Source organism: Streptomyces sp. NRRL S-244, from assembly GCF_000717915.1.
Classification (GTDB): domain Bacteria; phylum Actinomycetota; class Actinomycetes; order Streptomycetales; family Streptomycetaceae; genus Streptomyces.
The window spans coordinates 224,094-249,211 of the sequence record NZ_JOCX01000001.1 but is presented as its reverse complement, the minus strand read 5'-3'; the positions used below and the strand labels follow the sequence as shown (position 1 = coordinate 249,211).

General features: G+C 71.5%; 27 protein-coding genes. 7 read left to right on the top strand and 20 right to left on the bottom strand.

Features of this window, described 5'->3' with window-relative positions; translation table 11 throughout:
- The first annotated feature begins 4 nt into the window (after positions 1–4).
- Positions 5–1,822, top strand: a complete 1,818-nt coding sequence (gene aspS / locus IF02_RS0101195) for an aspartate--tRNA ligase (RefSeq protein WP_030153009.1) — start codon at positions 5–7, stop codon at positions 1,820–1,822.
- A 78-nt stretch (positions 1,823–1,900) separates the two neighbouring features.
- Here the strand turns inward: aspS and IF02_RS35050 are convergent, their stop codons facing one another.
- Positions 1,901–3,352, bottom strand: a complete 1,452-nt coding sequence (locus IF02_RS35050; RefSeq protein ID WP_037835264.1) for a VWA domain-containing protein — start codon at positions 3,350–3,352, stop codon at positions 1,901–1,903.
- A gap of 354 nt (positions 3,353–3,706) precedes the next feature.
- Here IF02_RS35050 and IF02_RS0101185 point away from each other — a divergent pair, with 354 nt between their 5' ends.
- A complete protein-coding gene (locus IF02_RS0101185; RefSeq protein WP_030153005.1) occupies positions 3,707–5,800 on the top strand; it encodes a PhoX family protein in 2,094 nt (697 codons plus the stop codon).
- Between the two features lie 117 nt (positions 5,801–5,917).
- On the opposite strand, the gene IF02_RS0101180 is transcribed toward IF02_RS0101185, so the two are convergent.
- The 4 genes from IF02_RS0101180 to IF02_RS0101165 all read right to left on the bottom strand — a co-directional run bounded on the left by IF02_RS0101180 (position 5,918) and on the right by IF02_RS0101165 (position 11,014).
- A complete protein-coding gene (locus IF02_RS0101180) occupies positions 5,918–7,240 on the bottom strand; it encodes a sensor histidine kinase (RefSeq protein ID WP_037835262.1) in 1,323 nt (440 codons plus the stop codon).
- 16 nt (positions 7,241–7,256) lie between these two features.
- Positions 7,257–7,979 carry a hypothetical protein gene (locus tag IF02_RS0101175; protein WP_234318052.1) on the bottom strand — a complete coding sequence of 241 codons (723 nt, stop codon included), beginning with the start codon at positions 7,977–7,979 and terminating at the stop codon, positions 7,257–7,259.
- An 89-nt stretch (positions 7,980–8,068) separates the two neighbouring features.
- Positions 8,069–10,066 carry an FUSC family protein gene (locus IF02_RS0101170; RefSeq protein WP_078621785.1) on the bottom strand — a complete coding sequence of 666 codons (1,998 nt, stop codon included), beginning with the start codon at positions 10,064–10,066 and terminating at the stop codon, positions 8,069–8,071.
- Positions 10,067–10,186: 120 nt separating this feature from the next.
- Entirely contained in the window at positions 10,187–11,014 is an 828-nt protein-coding gene (locus IF02_RS0101165) for a hypothetical protein (RefSeq protein ID WP_030152998.1), read from the bottom strand.
- Between the two features lie 148 nt (positions 11,015–11,162).
- Between IF02_RS0101165 and IF02_RS0101160 the strand changes: the two genes are divergently transcribed.
- Positions 11,163–11,567 carry a hypothetical protein gene (locus tag IF02_RS0101160; protein WP_030152996.1) on the top strand — a complete coding sequence of 135 codons (405 nt, stop codon included), beginning with the start codon at positions 11,163–11,165 and terminating at the stop codon, positions 11,565–11,567.
- An 80-nt stretch (positions 11,568–11,647) separates the two neighbouring features.
- On the opposite strand, the gene IF02_RS34675 is transcribed toward IF02_RS0101160, so the two are convergent.
- The 5 genes from IF02_RS34675 to IF02_RS0101135 all read right to left on the bottom strand — a co-directional run bounded on the left by IF02_RS34675 (position 11,648) and on the right by IF02_RS0101135 (position 14,216).
- A complete protein-coding gene (locus IF02_RS34675; RefSeq protein ID WP_158708434.1) occupies positions 11,648–11,818 on the bottom strand; it encodes a hypothetical protein in 171 nt (56 codons plus the stop codon).
- Positions 11,819–11,875: 57 nt separating this feature from the next.
- Entirely contained in the window at positions 11,876–12,247 is a 372-nt protein-coding gene (locus IF02_RS0101150; RefSeq protein ID WP_030152995.1) for a hypothetical protein, read from the bottom strand.
- 113 nt (positions 12,248–12,360) lie between these two features.
- The gene (locus IF02_RS32910) at positions 12,361–12,942 is read right to left on the bottom strand and encodes a class F sortase (RefSeq protein ID WP_051695405.1); all 582 of its coding nucleotides are present in this window, start codon (positions 12,940–12,942) and stop codon (positions 12,361–12,363) included.
- A 275-nt stretch (positions 12,943–13,217) separates the two neighbouring features.
- Positions 13,218–13,973, bottom strand: coding sequence for a CbtA family protein (locus tag IF02_RS0101140; protein WP_030152991.1), 756 nt, complete (start codon positions 13,971–13,973; stop codon positions 13,218–13,220).
- A gap of 30 nt (positions 13,974–14,003) precedes the next feature.
- The gene (locus IF02_RS0101135; protein WP_030152990.1) at positions 14,004–14,216 is read right to left on the bottom strand and encodes a CbtB domain-containing protein; all 213 of its coding nucleotides are present in this window, start codon (positions 14,214–14,216) and stop codon (positions 14,004–14,006) included.
- A 190-nt stretch (positions 14,217–14,406) separates the two neighbouring features.
- Between IF02_RS0101135 and IF02_RS0101130 the strand changes: the two genes are divergently transcribed.
- Positions 14,407–14,859, top strand: a complete 453-nt coding sequence (locus IF02_RS0101130) for a histidine phosphatase family protein (protein ID WP_324603743.1) — start codon at positions 14,407–14,409, stop codon at positions 14,857–14,859.
- A 3-nt stretch (positions 14,860–14,862) separates the two neighbouring features.
- On the opposite strand, the gene pucL is transcribed toward IF02_RS0101130, so the two are convergent.
- Positions 14,863–15,780, bottom strand: a complete 918-nt coding sequence (gene pucL, locus IF02_RS0101125) for a factor-independent urate hydroxylase (protein ID WP_030152986.1) — start codon at positions 15,778–15,780, stop codon at positions 14,863–14,865.
- Between the two features lie 243 nt (positions 15,781–16,023).
- Positions 16,024–17,376 carry an aspartate aminotransferase family protein gene (locus IF02_RS0101120; RefSeq protein WP_030152984.1) on the bottom strand — a complete coding sequence of 451 codons (1,353 nt, stop codon included), beginning with the start codon at positions 17,374–17,376 and terminating at the stop codon, positions 16,024–16,026.
- A 136-nt stretch (positions 17,377–17,512) separates the two neighbouring features.
- Between IF02_RS0101120 and IF02_RS0101115 the strand changes: the two genes are divergently transcribed.
- Positions 17,513–18,409: a sigma-70 family RNA polymerase sigma factor gene (locus IF02_RS0101115; protein ID WP_030152982.1), complete on the top strand. Its 897-nt coding sequence runs from the start codon at positions 17,513–17,515 to the stop codon at positions 18,407–18,409.
- Positions 18,410–18,577: 168 nt separating this feature from the next.
- Entirely contained in the window at positions 18,578–19,846 is a 1,269-nt protein-coding gene (locus tag IF02_RS0101110) for an ATP-binding protein (protein ID WP_030152980.1), read from the top strand.
- Here IF02_RS0101110 and IF02_RS0101105 read toward each other — a convergent pair.
- The 4 genes from IF02_RS0101105 to IF02_RS0101090 form a co-directional block, all read right to left on the bottom strand.
- Positions 19,843–20,115 (bottom strand): hypothetical protein, encoded by a 273-nt coding sequence (locus IF02_RS0101105; protein ID WP_030152978.1) that lies wholly within the window; start codon positions 20,113–20,115, stop codon positions 19,843–19,845. The two genes, IF02_RS0101110 and IF02_RS0101105, sit on opposite strands and share 4 nt — an antisense overlap.
- A gap of 74 nt (positions 20,116–20,189) precedes the next feature.
- Complete coding sequence (locus tag IF02_RS0101100) at positions 20,190–20,468, bottom strand: hypothetical protein (protein ID WP_030152977.1); 279 nt, start codon at positions 20,466–20,468, stop codon at positions 20,190–20,192.
- Between the two features lie 95 nt (positions 20,469–20,563).
- Positions 20,564–20,752, bottom strand: coding sequence for a hypothetical protein (locus IF02_RS0101095; RefSeq protein WP_158708433.1), 189 nt, complete (start codon positions 20,750–20,752; stop codon positions 20,564–20,566).
- Between the two features lie 5 nt (positions 20,753–20,757).
- The gene (locus IF02_RS0101090; RefSeq protein WP_030152973.1) at positions 20,758–21,333 is read right to left on the bottom strand and encodes a DUF5994 family protein; all 576 of its coding nucleotides are present in this window, start codon (positions 21,331–21,333) and stop codon (positions 20,758–20,760) included.
- Between the two features lie 348 nt (positions 21,334–21,681).
- On the opposite strand from IF02_RS0101090, the gene IF02_RS0101085 reads away from it, so the two are divergent.
- The gene (locus IF02_RS0101085) at positions 21,682–22,182 is read left to right on the top strand and encodes a DUF5994 family protein (RefSeq protein WP_030152971.1); all 501 of its coding nucleotides are present in this window, start codon (positions 21,682–21,684) and stop codon (positions 22,180–22,182) included.
- A gap of 73 nt (positions 22,183–22,255) precedes the next feature.
- On the opposite strand, the gene IF02_RS0101080 is transcribed toward IF02_RS0101085, so the two are convergent.
- From IF02_RS0101080 to IF02_RS0101070, 4 genes are all read right to left on the bottom strand, one after another.
- Complete coding sequence (locus IF02_RS0101080) at positions 22,256–22,459, bottom strand: hypothetical protein (RefSeq protein WP_030152970.1); 204 nt, start codon at positions 22,457–22,459, stop codon at positions 22,256–22,258.
- A gap of 311 nt (positions 22,460–22,770) precedes the next feature.
- Complete coding sequence (locus IF02_RS0101075; protein WP_030152968.1) at positions 22,771–23,517, bottom strand: hypothetical protein; 747 nt, start codon at positions 23,515–23,517, stop codon at positions 22,771–22,773.
- Positions 23,518–23,575: 58 nt separating this feature from the next.
- Positions 23,576–23,788: a hypothetical protein gene (locus IF02_RS34670; RefSeq protein ID WP_158708432.1), complete on the bottom strand. Its 213-nt coding sequence runs from the start codon at positions 23,786–23,788 to the stop codon at positions 23,576–23,578.
- Between the two features lie 299 nt (positions 23,789–24,087).
- A complete protein-coding gene (locus tag IF02_RS0101070) occupies positions 24,088–25,026 on the bottom strand; it encodes an alpha/beta fold hydrolase (RefSeq protein ID WP_030152966.1) in 939 nt (312 codons plus the stop codon).
- Positions 25,027–25,118: the final 92 nt, after the last annotated feature.

Genomic DNA, 25,118 nt, shown 5'->3' with positions numbered 1-25,118 from the left:
ACTGATGCATCGGTACAGGTCCCACACCTGCGGCGAGCTCCGCGCCTCTGACGTCAACGCCGACGTCCGGCTGAGCGGCTGGCTGCACAACCGTCGAGACCTGGGCGGCATCCTCTTCATCGATCTGCGCGACCACTACGGCATCACGCAGCTCGTCGCCCGCCCGGGCACCGCCGCGGCCGCCGTCCTGGACAAGCTCTCCAAGGAGACCGTCGTCCGCGTCGACGGCAAGGTCGTCTCGCGCGGCGCCGAGAACGTCAACGCCGACCTGCCCACCGGCGAGATCGAGATCGAGGCCGTCGAGGTCGAGGTGCTCGGCGCGGCCGCCCCGCTGCCCTTCACGATCAACACCGACGACGGTGTGAACGAGGAGCGGCGCCTGGAGTACCGCTTCCTCGACCTGCGCCGCGAGCGCATGCACCGCAACATCATGCTGCGCTCGGCCGTCATCGCCTCGATCCGCTCGAAGATGGTGGCCCTCGGCTTCAACGAGATGGCGACCCCGATCCTCACCGCGACCTCCCCCGAGGGCGCCCGTGACTTCGTCGTGCCGTCCCGCCTGAACCCGGGCAAGTTCTACGCCCTGCCGCAGGCGCCGCAGCAGTTCAAGCAGCTGCTGATGATCTCCGGCTTCGACCGGTACTTCCAGATCGCGCCGTGCTTCCGCGACGAGGACGCCCGCGCCGACCGCTCGCCGGGCGAGTTCTACCAGCTCGACGTCGAGATGTCCTTCGTCGAGCAGGAGGACGTCTTCCAGCCGATCGAGCGCCTGATGACCGAGCTCTTCACCGAGTTCGGCAACGGCCGCGAGGTCACCTCGCCGTTCCCGCGGATCCCGTTCCGCGAGTCGATGCTGAAGTACGGCAACGACAAGCCCGACCTGCGCGCCAAGCTGGAGCTCGTCGACATCACCGACGTCTTCGAGGGCTCGGAGTTCAAGGCGTTCGCCGGCAAGCACGTGCGTGCGCTCGCCGTCCCGGACACCGCCGCGCAGCCGCGCAAGTTCTTCGACGGCCTCGGCGAGTACGCGATCTCGCTGGGCGCCAAGGGCCTGGCGTGGGTCCGCGTGGGCGAGGACGGTGCGCTGACCGGCCCGATCGCCAAGTTCCTCACCGAGGAGAACGTCAAGGTCCTCACCGAGCGCCTGGGCCTGGTCCCCGGCCACGCCGTGTTCTTCGGCGCGGGCGAGTTCGACGAGGTCTCCAAGATCATGGGCCCGGTCCGGGTCGAGGCCGCCAAGCGCGCCGGCCAGTTCGAGGAGAACGTCTTCCGGTTCTGCTGGATCGTCGACTTCCCGATGTACGAGAAGGACGAGGAGACCGGCAAGATCGACTTCTCGCACAACCCCTTCTCCATGCCGCAGGGCGGCATGAAGGACCTGGAGGAGAAGGACCCGCTCGACATCCTCGCCTGGCAGTACGACATCGTCTGCAACGGCATCGAGCTGTCCTCCGGCGCCATCCGCAACCACGAGCCCGAGGTCATGCTCAAGGCCTTCGAGATCGCCGGTTACGAGGCCGAGACCGTCGAGCGCGAGTTCGCCGGCATGCTGCGCGCCTTCCGCCTCGGCGCCCCGCCGCACGGCGGCATCGCCCCGGGCGTCGACCGCATCGTGATGCTGCTCGCCGACGAGCCGAACATCCGCGAGACCATCGCCTTCCCGCTGAACGGCAACGCGCAGGACCTGATGATGGGCGCGCCCACGGTCCTGGAGGAGTCCCGTCTGCGCGAGCTGAACATCGCGCTGCGCAAGCCGGTCGAGACGAAGGCGGCCGACGCCAAGCCGATCGCCGAGGCCGTCCACCCGGACGCCGCGCGGTAATCGCCCGTACGCGAGACGAGGGGCCCGGGATCCATCGGATTCCGGGCCCCTCGTCTTGTGGGTGGGCGGCTACGGGGCTCAGAAGCTCTGGAGCAGCCCCTTGGCCAGCGCGGCGGAGGTCAGCCCGGCGGGAGCCGGACCGGCGTGGAAGAAGCCGGCGTTCTCGGCGTCCAGCTTGCGCAGGAAGTCGAAGGCCTTGGCCTCGTGGTCGCCAAAGGCGACGAACTGCCAGTACACGCCGGGTGCCGAGGCCGCGGCGTCGGCCAGGGCCTGCTTGGCGGGCCGGACGCTGTCGGGGGCGCCGTCGGTCTGGAACACGACGAGGGCGGGGCCTTCGCCACCGTCCTTCTGGTACCGCTCGACGACGGCCTCCACGGCCACGTGGTAGCTGGTGCGTCCCATGCGGCCGAGTTCGGCGTGGCGGGCTTCGACCCAGGCGTCGTCGTGGGCTTCGAGGGCCAGGTCGGCGGTGCCGTCCACGTCCGTGGAGAAGAACACGGTGTGCACGGTCGCCTCGTCGTCGAGGTGCGCGGCGAGCGCGAGGGCGTGGTCCGCGAGGTGCTGGGCGCTGCCGTCCTTGTAGAACGGGCGCATCGACCCGGACCGGTCCAGGACCAGGTAGACCTTGGCCCGCGCACCGGCCTTGCCCTTGCCCCGGAGCACCTGCCCGGCGGCCTTGTAGGCCGCGGCCACCCCGGGAGCCGCCCGCTTCACGTCGGCGAGCGCGTGGGCCGGCCCCTCGGGCTCGGCCGCGGGCGCTTCGGCGACGACTTCGGACTCGACCTCGACGACCGGCTCGGCCTCGGGCTCGGTGACGACCTCGACGACCTCAGCCTCGGCAACGACCTCGACGACCGGCTCCGCCTCGGGCTCGGTGACGACCTCGGCGACCTCGACCTCGGCGACCGGCTCCGCCTCAGGCTCGGCAACGACCTCGACCTCGGCGATGATCTCGGCGGTCGGCTCCGCCACCGCCTCGACCTCGGGCTCGGTGACGACCTCGGCTGCGGGCTCAGCCACGGCCACGGCCTCGACGGCGGCTTCGGCCTCGGCCTCGACCGCAGGCTCGGTCACTTCGGCTGCCGGCTCCGCCGCCGGGGTCTCCACCTCGGCCGCCAAGGGCGCCACAGCGATCTCGGGCTGCACCTCCGGCTCGGCCGCGACCTCGGCCACCGGCTCCGCCTCGGGCTCCACGACGAGCTCGGGTGCGGCCTCGGCCGCGACGGCCTCCGCCACGACCTCGGGCTCCGCCACAACCTCGGCCGCCGGCTCGGCGACCGGCTCGGCGACCGGCTCCGTCGCCGGCGTCACCGCCTCGACCGCCGGACGCTCCGGCTGGGGGCGCCGGGCCTCCGGGACCGTGGGGTCCGGGGCCGGAGCGGTGAGAAGCGTCCCCGGTTCACGGTCCCGCGGAGCGGACTGCGGGGGAACCGTCGGATTGTCGAAGGAGGCGGCGACCAGCTCGGCCGCCACGTCCAGGGGGGTGCGTTCCGCCTGGCTCGGGACGGCGGCCGAAGTGGCGTCCGTCATCTCCGGAACCGGCTCGGCAGACCGTCCGAACACCTTGCGCAACAAGCTCCGAATACCCATGGGCCAGGCCTTTCGCATGAGTGCGTGCGTCATTTGTCCGTGCTGCGCGGTTGATCCCTGCCCAGAGTGGACACGTAAGGTTATCGGCCGCTTGGCTGGAACTTCGGCAGGGGCGCCCTTCGTGGCGCCCGGCCCGCCCAGCACACACCCCATCTTGCCGAACTCCCGCACCGACGTGCCCGGTTCACCGTGCGTTCATTCCAGCGCCGCCGCTTCGGCGCAACCCGCGCCTACCGTCACGGCTTGGATTCGACCGACATGCTGTCGGCACCCGTGCATCTACGGAGGAAACTCGTGCGCAAGCTCCTGCCGCTCATAGGCAACTCGCATGGGGGCGGCCGCTCCGCCCTCACCTGCCGCTACCGCTGCGGCGACGCCTGCTTCCACGAGGTGCCGAACAAGAGCGACAACGAGTACGTGGGCGACGTCATCGCCCGCGCCTACTCGCGCCGCTCGATGCTGCGCTCTGCCGCCGTCGTCACGGTCGCGTCCGCCGCCGGTACCGCGATCACCCTCGGCAGCAACGGCTCCTCGGCCACCGCCGCCCCCACCGCCGACGCCCAGGGCGCCGCGGCCGACGCCGCGGGCGCCCGCGGTCTGCGCTTCAAGGCCATCGCGCCGAACACCGACGACCGCGTCACCGTCCCCGAGGGCTACGAGCAGAACGTGGTCATCCGCTGGGGCGAGCCCATCGTCAAGGGTGCTCCGGGGTTCAACGCCGACAAGCAGACCGCCGCCGCCCAGGCCGGTCAGTTCGGCTACAACAACGACTTCCTCTCGCTGCTCCCGCTCGGCGGTGACTACGAGCGCCAGCAGCTCCTCGTGGCCAACCACGAGTACACCGACGAGATCCTCATGTTCAAGGGCTACGACCCGGCGAACCCGACCCGCGAGCAGGTCGAGATCGCCTGGGCCGCGCACGGCCTCGGCGTCGTCGTCGTCCAGGAGGACCACCGCAGCGGCAAGCTGACCGCGGTCAACCGCCACCAGCTCAACCGCCGCCTCACCGCGACCAGCGAGTTCAAGCTCACCGGCCCGGCCGCGGGCAGCGCCCTGGTGAAGACCTCCGTCGACGCGACCGGCACCAAGGTCCTCGGCACGCTCAACAACTGCTCCGGCGGCACCACCCCGTGGGGCACCACGCTGCACGGCGAGGAGAACTTCAACCAGTACTTCGCCAACGCCGGCCAGGTCACCGACGCCACCGAAGCCGCCCGCCTGAAGCGCTACGGCGTCACCGCCGGCGCCACCGAGCGCAAGTGGGAGCGCTTCGACAAGCGCTTCGACGTGCTCCAGGAGCCCAACGAGTCGCACCGCTTCGGCTGGGTCGTCGAGCTCGACCCGTACGACCCGCAGTCCACCCCGCGCAAGCGCACCGCGCTGGGCCGTTTCAAGCACGAGGGCGCCCAGCCCCGCCTCACCGAGGACGGCCGCCCGGTCGTCTACATGGGCGACGACGAGAAGTTCGACTACTTCTACAAGTTCGTCTCGTCGAAGCAGATGAAGAAGGGCAACTCGCGCGCGGCGAAGGAGCACAACCTCACGCTGCTCGACGAGGGCACCCTCTACGTCGCCAAGCTGACCGGCGACTCCCCGGCCGCCGAGATCGACGGCACCGGCAAGCTCCCCTCCGACGGCCAGTTCGACGGCTCCGGCGTGTGGATCAAGCTCCTCACCTCCTCCCCCTCCGGCAACGTCTCGCACGTCGAGGGCATGACCGCCGAAGAGGTGGCCGTCTTCACGCGCGAGGCCGGCGACAAGGTGGGCGCCACCAAGATGGACCGCCCCGAGGACATCGAGCCCTCGCCGCGCACCGGCCGCGTGTACGTCGTCCTCACCAACAACAGCGACCGCGGCAAGGCCGGCAAGGCCGGTGCGGACGAGGCCAACCCGCGCAACCTGAACAAGCACGGCCAGATCCTGGAGCTCGCCGAGAACTTCGACGACCCGGCCGGTGACGGCTTCGCCTGGCGCCTGTTCCTGGTCGCCGGTGACCCGAAGGACCCGTCCACCTTCTTCGCCGGCTTCCCGAAGGAGAAGGTCAGCCCGATCTCCTGCCCGGACAACGTGACCTTCGACCCGCACGGCAACCTGTGGATCTCCACGGACGGCAACCAGCTCGGCTCCCACGACGGCCTGTTCGGTGTCGCCACCGCCGGTGAGCGCCGCGGTGAGCTGAAGCAGTTCCTGACCGTCCCCCGCGGCGCCGAGACCTGCGGCCCGCTGGTCCAGGACAAGCGCGTCCTGGTCGCCGTCCAGCACCCGGGCGAGATCGACGGTGCGTCCGTCGAGAAGCCCCAGTCGGTGTGGCCCGACGGCCCCGGCAAGATCGTCCGCCCGGCGGTCGTGTCCGTCTGGCGCAAGGACGGCAAGAACATCGGCGTCTGATCGGGCCGGTAGGCACGGTCAGTTGACCGGTTGAATCCACCAGGGTGGGCGGTGTTTCACGTGAAACACCGCCCGCCTATGGGCGTTTCACGTGAAACATCCTCCGTCGGGGTGTGCTCAGCTTGCGCCCGTCAGGCGTCCGACGGGGAGCCTGAGCGTGGTCATCGCCCCGCCGTCGGGTGCGTTGGCGAAGCTCAGGGCGATGTCCAGGACCGCCGCCTGGCCGACCACGATGGTCAGGCCCAGCCCGTGGCCCCGGCCGCGGCCCGGGTCCCCGGTGCGGAACCGCTGCGGGCCCTGCTCGATCAGCTCGGGAGGGTAGCCGGGCCCGTGGTCGCGTACGACCACCACGGGGCCCTCGACGGTCACCTCGACCGGCGGTTCCCCGTGCTTGTCGGCGTTGACCAGCAGGTTGGCCAGGATCCGGTCCAGCCGCCGCCGGTCGGTGAGCACCACCACGTCCCGGACGACCCGTACGGAAGCCTCCAGGCGGGTCGCCGCGACGGCCCGCCGTACCGCCTCGCCGAGTTCGACCCGGGCCAGGTCGGCGCGCTCGACGCCCGATTCCAGCCGGGAGATCTCCAGCAGGTCCTCGGTGAGCAGGTGCAGGGCCTTGAGCCGGTCGTTGATCATCTCCTTGGGGCGTCCCTCCGGCAGCAGGGCGGCCGCGGCCAGCGAGCCGGTGAGCGGGGTGCGCAGCTCGTGCGCGACGTCCGCGGTGAAGCGCTTCTCCGCTTCGATCCGCTCCTGGAGGGAGCGGGCCATCGAGTCGAGCGCCTGCGCGACGTCCCGCACCTCGTCGCGGTAGCGCGGCCGGCGCCGGCCGCCGTCTTCGGCGGAGTCGTCCGTGCCCCCGGTCCGGTCCTTGCCGTTCCCGTCGTCCCCGCCGTCCTGTTCGGCGGGGAACCCCACGCGCGCGTCCAGGTCTCCGGCGCTGATCCGGCGGGCCACGGCGGCCGTGGTGGTCAGCCGGCGGCTGATCCGGTTGGCGAGGAACAGGCCGGCCAGGGCCACGACTCCGGCGGCGAGCGCGGCGGAGGCGAGGATCGCGGTGTCGATGTCCCTCAGCCGGTGGCGGGTGCTCTCGTACGGGAGCCAGACGGCGAGGGTCTTGTCGTCGGCGGGCGCCGCAGCCCACATGACGGGTTTGCCGGCCTGCTGGCCGACCATGCTGCCGGTGCCTCCCCGCGCCACGAGTTTCCGCAGCTGCTCGGGGAGCTCGGGCGGGTCCAGGGCGACGTTCACATCACCGTGGGAGGTGCCGTACTGGTACTGGGCGAGGGCGTAGTCCAGGTCCCGGTCCACGTCCTTGCGGACCTCCCCGACGATCTGCCGGGCGACCACGTTGTGCACGAGGATCCCGAGGACCGCGGCGACGGCGCAGCACACGGCCGTGGTGGTCAGGGCGATCTTCCAGCGCAGACTGCTCGTCACCCGCATGGCGGCCCGGACCCTCTCAGCCCCGGCTCGGGGAGGCGCACGGGGTGGAGCTGTCCTTCATGCCGGGGCACTCGTCGAGGGTGAGCTGGGACAGGTTCATGATCCCGGCCTTGGGGTCCCAGACGTAGTCGGAGACGGAGACCTTCTCCGGGTTCGAGGTCGGCTCGCGGACCGCCAGGTGTTCGGCGGCCACCTCCACGCCTTCCAGCACCCCGCGCCGGGACAGGATCCGGGCGATCGATCCGTCGTCCCGGACGGTGTAGACGCGCAGCTCGCTGACCCGGCCGTCGATGTCCAGGGCGGTGATCAGCTCGTCGCGGCCGTTGCCCGTCACGTCGTGCAGCACCGCGGGCCGCACCGGGCAGTCCGGACCTCCGTCCACAGCCTGTGTACACAGCGCCAGCCGCTGCACCGCCCGGGGGTCGACGAGGCGCCCGGTCCCGCCGTCCTGGGCGGTGGCGGTGGTGATGTCGGCCCGTACGACCTCCACCGCGTTCACGCCCCGCATGCTGAGGCCGACGACCTTGGGCAGCCCCGGGACCACGGCGGCCGTACCGGGCTGCTGGCCCGGGCCCGGCGGGTCCGGGTGGATGTCCGCCCACAGGGACTGCGGGGCGTGCACCGTGCCCAGGTCGCCGTCGTCGTGCAGCCCGTCCACGTCGGCGCACCCGGCCGCCGCCGCGAGGACGGCGGCGAGGACCGGGGCCGCCGCGCGGCCGCGCCGGGAGAGGGGCCTCATGCACCGATGCTCTCCCGCCGGGGCCGCGCGGGCCCGGCCCCGGGACCATTCGGGCGACGCGCGCGCCCCGGCCCCCGGGGCGGTCCGTGTCAGTGCTCGTCGGCGGCGATCGCGCGGGCCGCGGCGAGCTCTTGGCGTACCGGGGCCAGGACGGAGGTCTCGTCCCCGAGCGGGAGCGCCGCGGGGTGCAGCTGGGTCGGCGTCCGGGCCCTGCGCACCCCCTCGGCGAGGGCCCGCAGATCGGCGATGACGGTCGCCACTTCCTCGGCGCGGGGGGCTTCGGCTCCGTGGTTGACCCGGACCCGGGCGGCGGTGGTCGCGTCCACGATCCGCTCGACGGCGACGACCAGCGGCCACCAGGCTGCGGCCCGCGCCCCCGTCGGCGGCGGCTCGGTCAGCGCCCGCTGGAACTCGTTGCGCACGCCCGACATCTCGCGGTAGATCCGCCGCCGGGCCTGGAGCCGCGCGGTCCGCGCCGCCCGCTGCCCGGCTTCCGTGGCGGGATGGGACCCGAAGGCCCGTTCCACGTACCGGGCCGCGTCGTCCACGGTGTCGGCGAGCCGGTCGCCGATCCGGGTGTGCCAGCTCTCGGGCCACAGCAGATAGCCGGCGACCAGGGTGATGGCGCAGCCGATCAGGCTGTCCAGCAGCCGGGGCCGGATCAGGTCGAAGCCCTGGTGGTTGAGGAGGTCGGAGAGCAACAGGATCACCGGTGTGATCGCGGCAGTCTGGAAGGCGTACCCCTTGGTGGAGAACACGGGGATCAGCGCGGCGAGCACCACCATCACCGGCACGTCCCACCAGCCGCGCGGTACTTCGGCGAGCACGGCGGCGGCGATGACCAGCCCGGCCGCCGTGCCCACGGCGCGCAGCACGGCCCGGGAGAACACCGAGCCGAAGTCGGGCTTGAGGACGAAGGTGACGGTCAGCGCGATCCAGTAGGACCGCTCGACCGGCACCACGGAGACCAGGGTCTGGGCGAGTCCGATGCACAGGGCGAGGCGCAGCCCGTACCGCCAGGAGGCGCTGGACAGCATCATGTCGCGCACGGCCCGCCGGGCGCGGACCGTCAGTGCGGCGGGCCGGCCGAGCCGGTCGTCGACGTTGTGCAGGTCCGGATCGGGCAGGTACACGATGGCCGCGGCGTGCCGCAGCGCCGCGTCGAGGGCCCGTTCGGCGGGGGTGTGGGGCGCGGGCAGCTCCAGTACGGGCTTTCCGGTGCTGCCGCGTTCCACGGTCTGCGCCAGCTCCCGTACGGCCGCCGGGATCTCGGGCGGCAGAGCTCTGCCCCGCAGGTGCATGGCGGGGGCGGCTTCCACCAGCGGGATCACCACGTTCAGCTGGGCCAGCATCCGTACGAGCGCGGGACTGCGGCCGTGGACCCGGGCGCGGCGGCCCAGGACCAGGTCGTAGGCCTGGTTCAGGGCGTGCGTGACCTGCCTGCGGCGCTCGTCGTAGTCCGGCCCGCCCGCGGCTTCCAGCGCGTCGGCGAGCGCCCGGTAGGTGGCCGCCACGGCGACGCGCTCCGGCTGGCGCCCGCGCAGCGGCCAGCCCAGCAGGGTCAGCAGCAGGACGAACAGCCCGCCCGCGCTGAGCAGCAGCGGGGCGGTCCACCAGGGCTTGGGGAGCGGCAGGCCGGCGCCGATCACGGCGTTGAGGAGCAGCAGCAGTCCGGACACGGACGCGACGGTGCCGATCGAGGAGATCATTCCGGAGACGAGGGCGATGAGGGTGAGGGCGCCGACGGCGAGCCAGCCGTGGCCGAAGACCAGGGTGCCCAGGGCGACTCCGATCGCGCCGAAGAGCTGCGGCACGGCGATGTTCAGGAGCCGCATCCGGTAGGCGTCGGCGGTGTCGCCGATGACCCCGGACAGGGCGCCCATCGAGACGAGGGCCCCGTACTCGGGTTCGTTGAGGGCGAAGCCGACGGCGAGCGGGACGGCCATCGCGATCCCGGCGCGCGCGGCGGCGGCCCAGGGGATGGGGGCGGTGCTCGGCCGCAGTCCCTTGAGCAGCCAGGCGGGCGGAGCCAGCGGACGGTGCCGGGGGCGCCCGGAAGGTATCTGTTCGGTGCGTTCGGTGCTCATTCAGCTTCCGTGCGGCCGCTCGTGAATCGGTTCTTCTGCGCTGTTCCGGGGTCTTGCGTTCTTCTTGGGTTCTTCTCGGCTTCTTCTGGGGCGTTCTGCACGCGCCGGTACGTTCCGAGCTTATGGGGTGCGGCGTAGCCGGCCCGTCAGCCAGGCGGCGAGTGCGGCGGCGAGCCCGATCGCCAGCACCACCCAGGCGGTGGTGCGCAGGAACGCGGTGAGCGCGTCGTACACCGCCGCGGCGGCCGCCCGGTCGATGTCCGCCGGCAGATCGTCGAGGGTGAGCCGGCGGCAGACGGCCACCGCGATCCACAGGAGGACCGCGCCGACGGCGATCCCCAGCCCGGTGGCGATCACGGCGCGGCGCCGGTGGACGGCGACGGCGATCGCCGTCGCCGCGAGCACGACGGTCAGCACGGGGAGCCAGATGCCGGCGATCTGGAGCATGCGGAAGCCCTTCCGGAGCGCGCCGAGGTCGTCGTACTCCATGACCTTCACCGATACGTGGGTCACCGGGATCCGGTCGGCGAACGGCACGCCGTCGGCGACGAGGTCCCCTTTGATCTGCTCGATCACGGGCGCGAGATCGATGGTGACGGCGTCGCCGTCACCGGTGGTGAGCGCCTTGAGGAAAGCGGCGTGCGCGGCGCGGTTGGCCGAGTCCCAGGCGGTGCGGTAGGCCGGGGTGCCGGCGAAGGAGCGCAGGGCCTCGCCGAGCAGGGCGTCGACCCCGCCCTGGAAGGGCCCGGCGTCGATCTGCCCGGCGAGCGCGCGGCCCGCCTGGGTGACGACGACGCCCTGGACGGCCGGGTCATCGGCCAGCGGGGACATCGCCGCGGTGTACCGGTCGGCGTTGCCCAGCTCGTGGTCCGCCCAGTACGCGACGGCGCCGGCGGGGACGAGGAGGGCCACCAGCGCGATGAGTACCGCCGAGAGGAAGGTGCGCACGTCACCAGGGAAAGCCGCCGCGGCGAGCGGCGCGAGCGGTGCTGCTGCGGGCGGGTGGCGCCGCGGGTGCCGGGCGCTGATCCACTGATCCACTTGCCGGTCGGGAGCGGCGGGTGTGCCCTGGATGATGGGAGAGAGGAGCCCTGTCATGGCACATGCGGCACCCACCGCCCCGAGGCGGCATTGGCAGGCGACCGGTACGGACGACATGTTCAAGGGCCAGCTGACGCGTGCGCTGCTCCTTGGACTGGTCTACGGCGTCTGGGCGGCCTTCATGAGGCGCGACACGGGCGGGGTCGATGCGGGAAACGTCTTCTACGGCATCCTGTGCGGCGCCGTCTTCGCCGGCATCATGTTCACCCTTGCCCGCTTCGGCCCGCGGTTGATGCGGGAGTTGCACGCCACGGCGTACGGCGCGTTCGGCGGGATCGCGGTGGGCTATCTGTACAGCATGGCCGACCACTCCATCCTCCGCTCGTGCTGGGTCGGCTTCATCACCGGCATCGCCATCGGGCTGGCGGCGTTCTACCGCTACTACACGCGCGAGCCATGAGCCGGAAGCGCGACAGACGGCCCTGAGCGCGGCAGGCGCCGGTCCCCGCACGGGACCGGCGCCTGCCCGTGTCGGGCGGCTCAGCCCTCGGACGGGGCCTCGGAGCCGTTGACCGGGGCGGTTGCCGTGGCCGCCGCGGGGGTGTCGTCGCCGTCGGTCCCACGGACCTGCGGCTTGGGTGCCGTCGGGGTGTAGCGGGTGACCTCGGCGCGGAGCATGGCGTTCAGGGCGGCGTACGGGTCGATGGGCATGCCGGAACCTCACGGTGTTCGGGGGTGTGTGGGGGTGTGCGCTGCCGCTCGGCCCGCTCAGCAGCGCAGGACCACACCCCGCTCCGTCCACGCGGACAGCATCGGCCCGTCCGTCCGGTAGGCGTCGGCGCGTACGGCCTGACCGGCGTGTTTCACGTGAAACACCGGACGCGGCAGCTGCCGTACTCCCGGCAGCCCGCGCACGACGAGCCGTACGGCGACCCGCACCTCGGGATCCGCGGCCGGGTCGGACTCCCCCTCGGCGGGGGCGCCCGGCTCGCTCGGCGCGCCGGAGGCGGTGGGTTCGACCGCGGCCGCCGCTGCGGCCGTCGTGACGGCGGGACCGGACGCGAACAGGCACAGCAGCACGACGCAGGCCGCTGAAAGGGCCCTGGCCAGTGCCGTGCGCGCGTACCGCGTCCCGCTCATGCGAGGGGTCTGCCCCGACACGCCGGACAACTCCCCGATCGGGCCGCAGAAGCCCCCGACCGGGGGACGAAGACACCCCCCTCGGATGACAGGAGGCCGCGGCGGCTGCCGGCTCAGCCGGTGCGGCGCTGGCCGGTCAACCGGGCCAGAACGGTGGTCTCACCGCTGACCAGCCGGAGTTGGGCGCGCCCGGGCCGCTGCCCGCGACCTCTGACCCCGGCGGGCGAGACCCGGTCGACGGTGAACACGGCGGTACGGCGGTCAGCGCGTGCGATCTCGATGGTCAGCCCCCGCCGCAGCTCGGCGAGCCGCAGATCGTCGGCGGTGACCACGGCGGTGCCGGCCGAGCCCGGGGCCGGGCTGTCGTGGTCCCAGGCGGCCTCCTCCGCGTCCCCGCCCAGCGGCAGGTCGACGCCCAGGCTCGGGACGCGCAGCCGCAGCGGCCGCGAGACCCGCAGCGGTGTGATGGCGGCGGCGCGCGCGGGCCGGGCCCCCTTGCCCGGTGCGTGCTGCCCGGCATGCTCCAGCTGCTCGACGAGCCGGCGGTGGCCGGACAGACCCAGTGCGCGGGAGGGCAGCGCGTCGGCGGCGGTGGCCGCCGCGGGCCGGGCGCCCTCGGTGCTCCGCAGCATGCCTACGCCGGCTCCCAGCAGAGCCACTGTCAGCACGCCGACCACCCACTTGGCGCGGGGCATGGAATTCCCTCCTGGTCCGATCCCCGGCTCCGGCGGCCGGGACTCCTGAGAGCAGTGGATCCCTTCCTTGCCCGTCAGTACTGCTTACAACGCCGAAGACTGACGCCGCGTCACAGGCGTGTCGCCACCCCGGCGCGGACGTCTTCCCAGCTGGCGACGGGTGAACCACCGCCATTCCGTGGATTGCGCAAGATACGACCGAACGAGTGGACCGGAGAAAAGACCGCGGCCCTGGCCGCCGGGGGCGGTCAGGGCCGTGGGTGCCGGGCTCGGCGTCAGCTCACGGGCTGTGCCTCTTGCCGGGGGGCGGCGGCCGGGATGAGGGAGCGCTCGGCGAGAACGCCGAAGGCCAGACCGAAGGTCGTCCACATCACGGCCTGGATGGCCAGGGTGGCGAGGCGGAACTGCCAGATCAGGGCGGCCGGGAAGTCGGCCGGGACCTCGTTGATGCCGGGCAGGGACGCGTAGGCGATGGCGACCGCCGCGACGAAGGCGACCGAGGCCACGATCGACGCGTTCCAGTTCCCGAGCTTGGGCGCCAGGCGCCGGCCCAGGATGAGCGCCGCCGCGGACAGCAGCACGCTCAGCGCGATCATCAGGACGTAGAGGGTGGTCCTCCGGACGACGGTGTCGGGGTCTCCGACGGCCGGCGGGTTGGAGGGGTACTTGAGGAACGGTACGAGGTTGAGGGCGACGAACAGGCCGCCCGAGACCAGCAGGGCCGTGACCCGCGGGCCGAAGCGGCCGATGCGGCCCAGGGCGTAGCAGAAGACGAGCGCGGCGATGCCGCCGAGCGCGATCCCGTACAGCAGCGTGCCGGTGCCGAGGCCGGCCGTGGCCTGGAGGGCCCGGCTGACCGGGGCCGCCTCCTCGCCGTGGTCGTGGGCGGCGTGGCCCGCCTCCTCGATGGCGATGGCCGCGTCGACCTTGGATTCACCCAGGACGTACGCGACGAGGAAGGCGGCCACGCCTGCGAGCAGACCGGCCAGCATGCCCCGGACCAGCAGGACGCGGGGGGAAATGGGGTTCATGGTTCGGTTCTTCCCTTGCGGAGGTGAAGATCAGTGGCAGGGGAAGCCGAGGAGGTGGCGACCGTCGTGCATCCACTCGTGGACGGTGTCGCCCTCGAAGAGCGCGGTGGCGCCCTGCTCGGCGCCGACGAGGTAGAGCAGGACCAGCATCAGGACGCCGACGAACAGGGCCCAGGGGGCGAGCGCGGAGAGCGAAATCGGGGCGACGGCAGGGGCCGTCGTGGGCACGGCGGAGTGAGCCATGGCAGTACCTCCAGAGGGAACACGCGTCCCGGTCAGTGGTGCTCGCGACGACATGGCGGGTCTGACTTTCCCTCCCCCTCCGGGAGGATTCACAGTGGCGCGACCGTGCCGGATTTTCACCGGTACTTCCGTCATACCGTCGTCTTTTTTAGGTTGTCGTCCGAGACCGTACCGCGTTTACGCTCCCCTTATGAAGAGTGCCGTGGTACGAGTTCAGTTCGTGACACGCCCGTTCGACGCAGCCTCGCGGCAGATACGTTTCGGCCACGGCGACCCCTGCCCCGGCCACGAGGGCCTGCGCGGCCCGGACGCGGGGGAATGGGCGGGCCGGACCCTGGACGAGGTCGCGGCCGAGGATCCGGCCGCCGTACAGCGATGGCTGACCGACCCCGACTACGCGCCGACCGGCGGGGAGTCCGTCACCGCGCTGATCGCCCGCGTCGGCTCCGCGCTCGCCGGCCTGGCCCCCGGCACGCACCGCGCCGTGGTCGACCAGGCGGTCGTACGGGCGGGCGTGGTGCACGCGCTGGAGCTGCCGGCCGCCGCGTTCTGGCGCCTCGACGTACGGCCGGACACGGTGACCACTCTCACCGGGCGGCTCGGCAGGTGGAACCTCCTGATCGGCCAGCCGATCGACACGTAGCCGCTACGCGGCGATCCAGTCGCTCGTCGCGATCACCGGCTGCACGCCGTCGCGGTGGATCGTGCCCTCGATCAGGCCGTACATCCGGTCCGCCGCGAAGTAGACCTCGTTGTCGTTCTTGAGGCCGAAGGGCTCCAGGTCGACCAGGAAGTGGTGCTTGTTGGGGAGGTTGAGGCGTACCTCGTTGACCCGCGGGCAGTTGTCGAGCACCCGCTCGGCCATCTGGTTCAGGGTCTGCTGGAGCGAGTACGAGTAGGTCTCGGCGAACGCCTCCAGCATGTTCTTGCGGACCTTCTTGTACGACTGGTCCCAGTCGAACGCGGAGTCGTCGGCGGCCAGCGCCGAGTGCGCCCAGCGCGCGGTGACCTTGGTCGCCAGGATCCGGTCGTACGCCTCCTTCAGCGTCGTGTACTTGTCCTTGATGTAGCCGTGGAACTCGGAGTTCGTCGAGTTCATCACGGTCAGGTCCTTCAGACCCGAGATGACCTGGAGGCCGGTCGTCTCGCTGTACGTGATCTGCGCCGTGCGCACCTCCTGGCCCTTGCGGACGAAGGAGTGCTGCTCCTTGCGCGTCGGGACCGGGATCCGCTCCCAGGCGTACTCCTCGATCCGGATCTGCGCCTCGCGGATCGGCGACTGGGAGGAGACGAAGTGCTTGGCGAGCAGGATGCCGAAGGCCTCGGGCGAGGCGATGCCGTGCTCCTTGCCGAAGGCGTACACCGTGTTCTTGGTGGTGTCGGTCGGCAGGCAGTTGGCGTTGTCGCCGGTCAGGTGGACGTCGCGGAACTCGCCGCGGAGCGCGACCGAGACGTTGAGGTCGCGGATCTCGTGCCACGACCCGTCGGATCCCTTGCGGGTGACCTTGACGATGCGGTTCTCGGCCTTGCCGTACTGGTTCTGCGCGAGGACGTGCTTGCTCATGGCTGTATTCCTTCGGGTACACGGAGTCCGACCGACTGGATCCCGTACGCCCGGCGTCCAGCGGTCGCCCCGCTCCCCGCCGTTCGGTCACGGAGGACCGCCCCGGGACTGACGTGCATCCCGGTCCGTAGGTGCTCTGTCGGATTCCAGCACGTTCACGTGGTGTTCGGAATGGCGCGGAACGTCCAAGACAGGCACCCACGGATTGGGTGACCGTGCATCCGTGCAGGTCAGGCCGTCTGCTCAGGCCATGTGCGCATCCGCGACGGACAGGGCCTCGTCGAGGATCTGCAGGCCCTTGGCCACGTCCTGCGGGCCGATGTTGCAGGGCGGGGCGACGTGGATGCGGTTGCCTGCGATCAGCGGCCACAGCCCGCCCTTCTTGCAGGCGGCCCCGAACTCGGCCATGGGCGCGTTGTCCGCCCCGGCCGCGTTGTACGGGACGAGCGGCTCGCGCGTCTGCCGGTCCCGTACGAGCTCCAGGGCCCAGAAGGTGCCCAGACCGCGGACCTCACCGACCGACGGGTGCTTCTCGGCGAGGGCGCGCAGGCCCGGCCCCAGCAGCTCCGCCCCGGTGCGGGCGGACTGCTCGACGATGCCCTCCTCCTCCATGACGTTGATCGTCGCCACGGCGGCTCCGCAGGCGAGCACGTGCCCGGAGTACGTCAGCCCTCCCGGGTAGGGCCGGCGCGCGAAGGTCCCGGCGATGGCGGCCGAGATGGCGACCCCGCCGAGCGGGACGTATCCGCTGGTCACGCCCTTGGCGAAGCAGATCAGGTCGGGGGTGACTCCCCAGTGCTCCGACGCGAACCACTTCCCGGTGCGGCCGAAGCCGACCATGATCTCGTCGAGGATGAAGACGATGCCGAAGCGGTCGCAGAGCTCGCGGACCCCGGCGAGATAACCGTCCGGATGGACGAGCACGCCCGGAGCGCCGCCGACGGTCTCCAGGATGATCGCGGCGATCGACTGCGGGCCCTCGAAGACGATCGTGTCCTCGAGGTGGCTCAGCGCGCGCTCGCACTCCTCGGCCTCCGTGGCCGCGTAGAACGGCGAGCGGTAGGTGAACGGCCCCCAGAAGTGCACGACGCCGGCGGTCGCGCTGTCGTTGCCGAAGCGGCGCGCGTCACCGGTCAGGTTGATCGCGGTGGCGGTGGCCCCGTGGTACGAGCGGTACGCGGACAGCACCTTGGGCCGGCCGGTGTGCAGGCGCGCCATCCGTACGGCGTTCTCGACGGCCTCGGCGCCCGCGTTGGTGAAGAAGATCTTGTCGAGGTCGCCGGGCGTGCGCTCGGCGATCAGCCGGGCCGCCTCCGAGCGGACGTCGACGGCGAAGCCGGGCGCGACGGTGCAGAGCTTGGCCGCCTGCTCCTGGATGGCCGCGGTCACCTTGGGGTGCTGGTAGCCGATGTTCGTGTAGACGAGGGCGCTGGAGAAGTCGAGGAAGCGGTTGCCCTGGTAGTCCCAGAAGTACGAGCCCTCGGCCCCGGCCACGGCGAGCGGGTCGATGAGCTCCTGCGCCGACCAGGAATGGAAAACGTGCTTCCGGTCGGCGTCTTTCACGGCGGCGAGCGCGTCGGCGGCTTCTGCGTTCATGTCCCGAGCGTAGTTGTCCATGATGTGGACCCCTGGGAGGGTCGGACGATGTTTCACGTGAAACACCGCTCCGGCGATGCGGCATCCGGTTAGCGTTTTCGGGTGCATTGACGATCGCGACGCGAGGACGTGACAGGTGAGCGAGCAGGACATCCTGGCCCGGCGCTTCGAGGAGCACCGCCCCCACCTGCGGGCCGTGGCCTATCGGATGCTGGGTTCGCTCAGCGAGTCCGAGGACGCCGTACAGGAGGCATGGCTGAAGCTCAGCCGCTCGGACGTCTCCGCCGTGCAGAACCTCGGCGGCTGGCTGACCACCGTCGTCGGCCGGGTGTGCCTGGACATGCTGCGCTCGCGCACCTCGCGACGCGAGGATCCGCTGTACGACCAGGACGGGTACGTCCGGCTGCCCGACCCCGTCGTGACGGGTCTCTCCGGCATCGACCCGGAGCGCGAGGTGCTCGTCGCCGACTCCGTGGGCATCGCCCTGCTGGTCGTCCTGGAGACGCTGGCCCCCGCCGAGCGGCTCGCCTTCGTCCTGCACGACCTCTTCGCTGTCCCGTTCGACGAGATCGCCCCGGTGCTCGGCCGTACCGCCGCCTCCACGCGGCAGCTCGCCAGCCGCGCCCGGCGCCGGGTCGAGGGCGCCGCGCCCACCCCCGACCTCGACCTGGTGCGCACCCGCGAGGTCGTGGACGCCTTTCTCACCGCCGCCCGCGGCGGGGACCTCGACGCGCTCGTCGACCTCCTCGACCCCGATGTCGTGGCCCGCTCCGACGGCGGCACGCTGCGCCCCAGCGCGGTCCGGCGCGGTGCGACCGACGTCGCCTCGAACGCGATCACCTTCGCCCGCTTCGCCGCGGCCGCCGTCCCGGTCCTGGTCAACGGCATACCCGGGGCACTCGCGATGGCGGACGGCAAGCCGCTGTCGCTCATGGCGTTCACCGTCAAGAACGGAAAGATCATCGCGCTCGACATCCTCGCGGACCCCGAGCGCCTCGCCCGGATCCCCCTGGGCCCCGCCGCGGCCGGCTGACTTCAGAACCCCGTATCGCCATCGATACCGGCGTCGGCGTCGGCGTCGGCGTCGATCGGCTTGATCCCCGCCGAGCCTGAGCGGCGGCTGGGGCGCGCGGGCTCTGCCGTGCGCGGCCCGTGCACGTCGGCTGATGATGGGAGTACGGCCGAACAGTCGGAGCTGATCATGACGGGTTGGCGTGTCAGGGACTACACCCAGGACGATCTCGAAGCGGTGATCCGCGTCGATGCGGAGAGCAGCAGGGCCGAAGAGGCCCCTCTCTTCCCGCTCTCGGACGCCGTCGCGGCCCTCCAGGCTCCGCACCCGGCGGTGGTCGCCACCGCGGACGAGGTGGTGGTCGGCGCCGCGGTGAGCAGGGTGGAGGGTGACCGGGCGTGGATCCTGCGCATCAGCATGGCGCCCGCCTGGCGGCACCAGGGGCTGGGCAGCGACCTGATCACGGCTCTGGAGCACCGGTTGTTCGCCGGTGGTGTGCGAACGGTGCACGCGGTCCTGCCCGACGGCGAGACCGGTGCCGCCGCCCTCCACAACTGTGGCTTCGGTGCCCGTCCGGGCCTGGTCTTCTTCGAGAAGCGCGGGCGAGTGACCCCTCAGGCGGTCAGCATGCTCTCGTCGCTCGGAGCGGAGCTGCCGCCCGGGGGACTGTGGGAGAAGGTCGTGGGCATGCAGAGGGAGAAGCGGCTCATCGAGCGGCGCCTGGTCCTGCCGCTGGCACATCCCGAACTGGCCACCCAGCACGGAGTGGAGCTGCCGCGGGCGGTGATGCTGTTCGGTCCGCCCGGGACCGGCAAGAGCACGTTCGCGCACGCGATAGCCAGCCGTCTGGGATGGCCCTTCCTCGAACTGTTCCCCGCCCGGCTGGCCGCCGAGTACGGGCTGGCGAGCGGGCTGAACCGGCGCTTCGACGAGATCGCCCGGCTCGACCACGTCCTGGTCTTCATCGACGAGGTCGAGGAGATCGCGGGGACCCGGAGCGGCGCGGACGCGACCGCGGTCGGCGTCGTCAACGAACTGCTCAAGGCGATCGTCCGGTTCCGGGGCCAGGACGGGCGGCTGCTCGTCTGCGCCACGAACGACGTGACCACGCTCGACCCGGCGTTCCTGCGGCACGGCCGTTTCGACTACGTGCTGCCGATCGGCCCTCCCGATGACCGCGCGAGGACCGCGCTGTGGGAGAGCCATCTGGCCCGCGCGGGCGCGGAGGCCGACAGCGCGGTGCTGGCGACCGCCAGCGAGGGGTTCACCCCCGCCGACATCACCCATGTGGCGCGCACCGTCTCCCAAGTCCAGTTCGAGCGCACCTTCGACACCGGAACCCGGGCCCGCCCCACCACCGAGGACTACCTGGGCACCATCGGTGAAACCAGGCCCACGGTCAGCGCGGCCATGGCTCTGGAGTTCGCCCACCAGACCGAGAAGTTCGCCCGCGTCTAGGCCGACTCTTCCTCCTCGGACTCCATGCGCCGGATTCCCTCGTGGGTGAGGGTGACCATCGCCGGGGTGTTGCCCGGCTCCCAGTCCACGGTGATCAGTCCTTCGCCCGCCAGGTAGGTGCAGGCGGCGGCCAGGTCCTGTTCCGGTACGTGGAGGTCGCGCCGCAGCTGCGTTCCGGTGATGCCGAGGAGGCGGTTGCCCTCGACGGCTTCGTACAGGACCCGGAGCACCTGATCGCGGTAGGTCTTGCGTTCGCGCAGCGTGGCCATGACCGCGTCCTTTCGTGCGTGTGCGTGTGCGTGTGCGGGGCGGGCTCCGGGTGCGGTCGGGGCTTCGGGGCTTCTCAGATCTCGTCGGAGTGGGCGCCGACGCCGACAGGGGTCCGGCTGGCGGCCAGCCAGGAGCGGGCGGGACCGGCGGGTGTCGTCGTGTCCACGGTGAGGTGGAGGCGGGTGTCGCCGTCGAGGCCGGGGTAGCTGCGCTGTTCCGCTCCGGCGAAGCACTGGCGGAGCGCCTCCGCCACCGCTCGGGCGGCCTCGGGAGTGTGCGCGATGATCCGTACCTCGGCGTGCCCGAGCGAGGGCAGTGTCTGTGTCTGTGTCTGTGTCTCGATGTACTTCACGGGGGCGTGGTTCCCTTCGGGCTGGGCGAGAGGCCGGCGGGTCGGGGCGCCGTGGCGCCCCGACCGCTGCCCCCGGTCGGAGGAAGGTCCGTTCCTCACCGGTCGGCATCCGTGTGGTGGGCTCGACGACCGGTGTCGTCCGGCAGGCCAGGAGGCCTCGGCAGGGGGGTGCTGAAGCGGTATGCCTCGATCCGCGCGTCGTGCTGGGCGTTCAGCAGGTGGATCCACCACATTCCGACGCCGATCATGAGGATGATCACCGCGATGAGGACGACGGTCTCCACGGAGCTCACCTCCAGCCGTTCGCGGGCAGCGGCAGGGCGGATCGGCCCATCGGGCTCCCGAAGGGGGACATGCAGGCCCCGCCTTCGCTCTCCCAGGTGGATTCCCGGCGGCGGGCATCGCGGATGCCGCGCCCGATGGCGGTCTCGTTGGCCATCAGGACGCCTGCCGTGAGGACGCTGCCCGGAATCGCTGCGGCGGCCATCAGCCGGGCCGCGGCGGCGGGTTCGGTCTCCGGCGGGATGACGAGGAGGTCCCAGCGGCCTACGCCGTAGGAGAGCAGGATCAGCTTGTCGGGGTCCTGTTCGGTGAACCAGCCCACGTGCAGTACGTGCCCGTCCACGGCGACCGTGTGCGGTACGACGGGCCAGCGGGTGGGGTTCACGGTGACGCGGGTGACACGGCCCCAGGGTTCCTGCAGGGTGGCGGCGAGCGCGGGAAGCTCTGCTTCGAGGTCGCGGGAGTGGGGCCACCAGGCCCCGTCCAGCTGGCCGGCGAGCGTGGTCTTCGGGGTGAGGGACAAGCGAGCCGGGACTTCTGCGGCGAGGTCGCGGGGCGCGGTCCGGTCGAGAGTACTGGTCATGGTGTGGACCTGCCCCCGGACTGCCCGTCGGCAGCCCGGTTTTTAGGCGATCGCCGGAAACGACACCCGCGTGAAAGCCGGTGCGCGAAGTACTTCCGGTGCTTTCACTGTACGCCTGTTCGGTGGGCCATGGCCGATCTGACCAGGTATTTTCCGGCGGGCGGTGGAGCGGGGGGCGGGAGTACCGTGAAAGGACGACAGGCCCGCGCACGTCGCCCGACCGGCAACGCCGGCATCGGCACCGACGCCGGCACTGATGCCGGCGCTGACGCCGGCACCGGCATCTACGCCGACACCGGTGCCGACCTGCGACGCAGTACGGCCGCACCCGTAGACGGGCGAACCCACATGGCTGACTCCGACATCCCCGACACGCCTCCACTGCTCCTGCCGGATGCGATCCACGAGGCGATCAAGCCGGGCACGGCCCTGCTGCGGCTGGAGACCACGCGGTCCCGGGAGGGGCTCCTGGACGGCGCGTGGTGGCCGCGCACGCGCGACATCGAGACCGAGCTGCCGGCACTGATCAGCGTGTTGACCGGGCACCTCGGGCCGATCACCCGGGTGGGCGTGGACGCGTCCGCCTGGAACGGCCTCCCGACCCGGCTGGTCATCGACGGCCAGGTCGTGCACCTCGACTCCGACCCGGTCGGGGACGACACCGTCCTCATCACCCGCGGCCACAACGACCACTTCGCCCTGCTGGTGGTTCCCCCGGACACCACCGCCGACGCCGCCCGCGAAGCCATGGCCCGCGCCGTCGACGCCGACAACATCACGCAGGCCGCTCAGATCCTCGTCGCCACGACATCCGAACCCGAGGACAGCGCCGCCGACGCGGCAGGCTGACCTCGAGCCGACCTCGAGCCGACCTCGAGCCGACCTCGGATCCTCGGCGGCCGAGCCGTCCGTGGTGCCCCGGTCAGAGCCCCTCGTCGTGCAGGTCCTCTTCGCGCAGCAGGTCGTCCTCGAGGCGGCGCGAGGTCTCCTTCTCGCCCGGCTTCCGGCCCTTCTCGCGGGACTGCTTGCCCGGCTGGGGCTGCGCGGGGTCTCCGGGGCGGCGGTGGTGTTCCTGCGCCCCGCGGCCCTTGCCCGGATCCTGACGCTTGTCCTGCGTACCGTCCATGACGGCGACTCCTCGTGATGCGTGGGGTACGGACTCCTCTCGGATCACGCTGACACGCGCAGCGACGGCCCGCATCATGTCGCCTGCGAAGCGGGGCACACGGATGACGCCCCGCCCCGGACCGGTCTCCCGGAGCGGTCCCCCGGGGCGAGAAGCCGGGAAACGGACTGCCGGGGTGGGGTGGCTCGAATGCCGGTGTGGTTGGAACTGCCGGACGGGCGTGGCTAACCTGGTTCGACGGCCTGCGGCCGTTCGCCCTCACTGCGATTGAGGGCGAACGGCCGCGGGTCTTGTTTCCGGCGAGGGGCCTGTCAGCTGGTGGCCTTGCCGATGCAGAACCACACCGTGCCCGCGCCCAGCCCTCCGGCGGCGGTGATGCAGGGCACGCAGGCCGCGCCGGCGGTTCCCACGCAGGCGGCGGCGCACGCGGTACCGATCAGCGCAAGGGTCCAGGACGAAACGCCCGCGCTGGCGAGGCAGTTGTTGAGTTTGCTCCAGCTGAAGCCGAAGGTGGAGAACTGCGGCTGCTTGACGCTCAGGTCCGTGGGGAGGTCCGCCGCGTTGATGATCTTGTCGGCTGTCAGGGAGCCGTTGCGCCACACCTGGGCGTGACCGGTCTTGTCGTCGTGGGTGAGCTGCATCTCCAGCGTCTCGATCAGCTTGCCGGAGGAGTCGTACACCGCGTTCAGGCTCGCGCCGACGACCTGGTCGCTGATGGGAACGGCGACCTGGGTGTTGCCGTTCTTGAACTTGTAGACGGTGGCGCCTTCCATCGCCAGGGACGAGCCGGGCTTCAGGTGCGTGGTGATGTTCTTGCCGTCCACGTCGGCGCCGACCCGCTTCACCCAGGTCTGCGCCTGCTCGCCCTCGATGACGGAGGACTGGCTCTGGAGGGTCTGGATGTTCTTCGCCAGCGCGGCGGTCTCGGGGGAGACGCCGCTTCCGGCGGACACCGGGGCGAAGGCCGAGGGGGTGAAAGCGTGGCTCTGCGCGGCCGTTGCGCCGACGAGGGCCACGGAGGCCAGGGTGGCGGTGGCTATGCGGTACGAGAGCTTCAAGGGAGCGTTTCCTTCTTGGTCACGGATATGTGGGAATGGCCCGCACGGATCGCGACCATCAGCGCTTGCGAAGGAGTACGAGGAAGACGAGTACGGAACTCGCGGCAGCAGCCACCCATGGAGTGGGGCCGTCGTCCCAGGTGACGACGGCCGCGCCGATGGTCAGGGCCGCGTTGAATCCTGCAATGCCCAGGATTGATACCGCTGTTCGCCTGTCTTCCATCTGTATCCCCTGCTGTGGTCGATCACCGCTGCGGTCGGAAATGACCATATGAGTGGGATAAGGGCCTCTCAAGCATGTTCGGGTCATACTGATGGTTTTCGGACAGGCTGGGGCGATGTTTCGGTGTCCGGGATGCTCGCTCGCGCCATGACTCAGTGGCGGGCAACGACGTCTTCCTCTGCTGGAGTTGACCGGTGGCGTCAATTCCAGGGGGACCCCCTGATGCGGCGATCGGCAGTCCGGGTGTGCCTCGACGAGATGTCCTGATTCGAGGGAACGAGCCCGGCCCCGGCCGGGCCCCGTGCAGGCACCGGCCGTCGCGGAGCGTCGAACTCCGGCCGCCCGCCCTATGCGCCGCCCTCGGCGGGGGCGAGGGAGTCGACGTCTTCCATGAAGCCGAGCATCCGGGCGTTGACCACATCGGGGTGGTCGATCTGCGGGCCGTGGCCCGTCGCGGCGACGATCTCGGCGCGGGCGCCCGGTACCAACCTCGGTACGCGCTCCAGCTGCCGCTTGGGGTGTACGAGCAGGCTGTGCTTGCCCATGATCACGTAGAGCGGGGTCCGGATGGACCGCAGCGCGTCCTCGGCCAGCGGTAGGGGTGCGGGGCGGCGGATCCGGTACGCGCGGGCGCCGAGCTGGATCCACTTGCGCATCTCGGGGATGGCGAGGACCGGCTGGTCCAGCCACTTGGCGAGCCGGGGGCGCAGCGCCTTCGGGGCGAAGGTGGCGAACAGGCTCACGAAGATCCAGGCGAAGAAGCGCAGGCCGACCTTCTCCAGGCCGCCGGGGTCGAGTGCGGTGACCGAGGCGAGCCGCCCGGGCCGTCGGTGGGCCTGGTTGAGGACGAGCCAGCCGCCATAGGAGGAGCCGACGAGGTGGACCTTGTCGAGGCCGAGGGCGTCGAGGGCCTCGTCCATCCACTGGGCGGCGCGCTCGGGCTGCCACATGGGTTCGCGGTGGACGCTGCGATTGGCGTCGCCGGGGGTGTCGAGGGCGTAGACGGGGCGGTCGAGGCTGAGCCCGGGGGTGTTGGGGTACCACATCGCCGAGCTGTAGGCGGCGCCGTGGATCAGGACGATCGGCGTACGGGACTCGGCCGCGGGGTCCGCGGGTCCGTACCGGTAGACGTGCGTGGTGCCGAAGCTGGTCTCGACGTCCGTCTCGGAGCGCAGGGGCGCCCCCATCGCGAAGAGCACGTCGGCGGCGGCGAAGTAGCGGTCGCGCAGGGTGTCGTTGACGTAGCGGCCGACATCGCGGCGCACGCGGGTCGTGTTCTTGGGCACGGGGCACCTCCGGGAAGATCCGTTCGTCGTGATACGACCGTACCATGATGTTGATACGGCGGTACCATAAAGGGGTCCGGTCCGAACCGGAC

Bases quoted from the DNA above. Each gene is read 5' to 3' on its own strand.
- aspS (WP_030153009.1), top strand. From the start codon at position 5: ATGCATCGGTACAGGTCCCACACCTGCGGCGAGCTCCGCGCCTCTGAC.
- IF02_RS35050 (WP_037835264.1), bottom strand. From the start codon at position 3,352: ATGACGGACGCCACTTCGGCCGCCGTCCCGAGCCAGGCGGAACGCACC.
- IF02_RS0101180 (WP_037835262.1), bottom strand. From the start codon at position 7,240: ATGCGGGTGACGAGCAGTCTGCGCTGGAAGATCGCCCTGACCACCACG.
- IF02_RS0101175 (WP_234318052.1), bottom strand. From the start codon at position 7,979: ATGAGGCCCCTCTCCCGGCGCGGCCGCGCGGCGGCCCCGGTCCTCGCC.
- IF02_RS0101170 (WP_078621785.1), bottom strand. From the start codon at position 10,066: ATGAGCACCGAACGCACCGAACAGATACCTTCCGGGCGCCCCCGGCAC.
- IF02_RS0101160 (WP_030152996.1), top strand. From the start codon at position 11,163: ATGGCACATGCGGCACCCACCGCCCCGAGGCGGCATTGGCAGGCGACC.
- IF02_RS34675 (WP_158708434.1), bottom strand. From the start codon at position 11,818: ATGCCCATCGACCCGTACGCCGCCCTGAACGCCATGCTCCGCGCCGAG.
- IF02_RS0101150 (WP_030152995.1), bottom strand. From the start codon at position 12,247: ATGAGCGGGACGCGGTACGCGCGCACGGCACTGGCCAGGGCCCTTTCA.
- IF02_RS32910 (WP_051695405.1), bottom strand. From the start codon at position 12,942: ATGCCCCGCGCCAAGTGGGTGGTCGGCGTGCTGACAGTGGCTCTGCTG.
- IF02_RS0101140 (WP_030152991.1), bottom strand. From the start codon at position 13,973: ATGAACCCCATTTCCCCCCGCGTCCTGCTGGTCCGGGGCATGCTGGCC.
- IF02_RS0101135 (WP_030152990.1), bottom strand. From the start codon at position 14,216: ATGGCTCACTCCGCCGTGCCCACGACGGCCCCTGCCGTCGCCCCGATT.
- IF02_RS0101130 (WP_324603743.1), top strand. From the start codon at position 14,407: ATGAAGAGTGCCGTGGTACGAGTTCAGTTCGTGACACGCCCGTTCGAC.
- pucL (WP_030152986.1), bottom strand. From the start codon at position 15,780: ATGAGCAAGCACGTCCTCGCGCAGAACCAGTACGGCAAGGCCGAGAAC.
- IF02_RS0101120 (WP_030152984.1), bottom strand. From the start codon at position 17,376: ATGAACGCAGAAGCCGCCGACGCGCTCGCCGCCGTGAAAGACGCCGAC.
- IF02_RS0101110 (WP_030152980.1), top strand. From the start codon at position 18,578: ATGACGGGTTGGCGTGTCAGGGACTACACCCAGGACGATCTCGAAGCG.
- IF02_RS0101105 (WP_030152978.1), bottom strand. From the start codon at position 20,115: ATGGCCACGCTGCGCGAACGCAAGACCTACCGCGATCAGGTGCTCCGG.
- IF02_RS0101090 (WP_030152973.1), bottom strand. From the start codon at position 21,333: ATGACCAGTACTCTCGACCGGACCGCGCCCCGCGACCTCGCCGCAGAA.
- IF02_RS0101085 (WP_030152971.1), top strand. From the start codon at position 21,682: ATGGCTGACTCCGACATCCCCGACACGCCTCCACTGCTCCTGCCGGAT.
- IF02_RS0101080 (WP_030152970.1), bottom strand. From the start codon at position 22,459: ATGGACGGTACGCAGGACAAGCGTCAGGATCCGGGCAAGGGCCGCGGG.
- IF02_RS34670 (WP_158708432.1), bottom strand. From the start codon at position 23,788: ATGGTCATTTCCGACCGCAGCGGTGATCGACCACAGCAGGGGATACAG.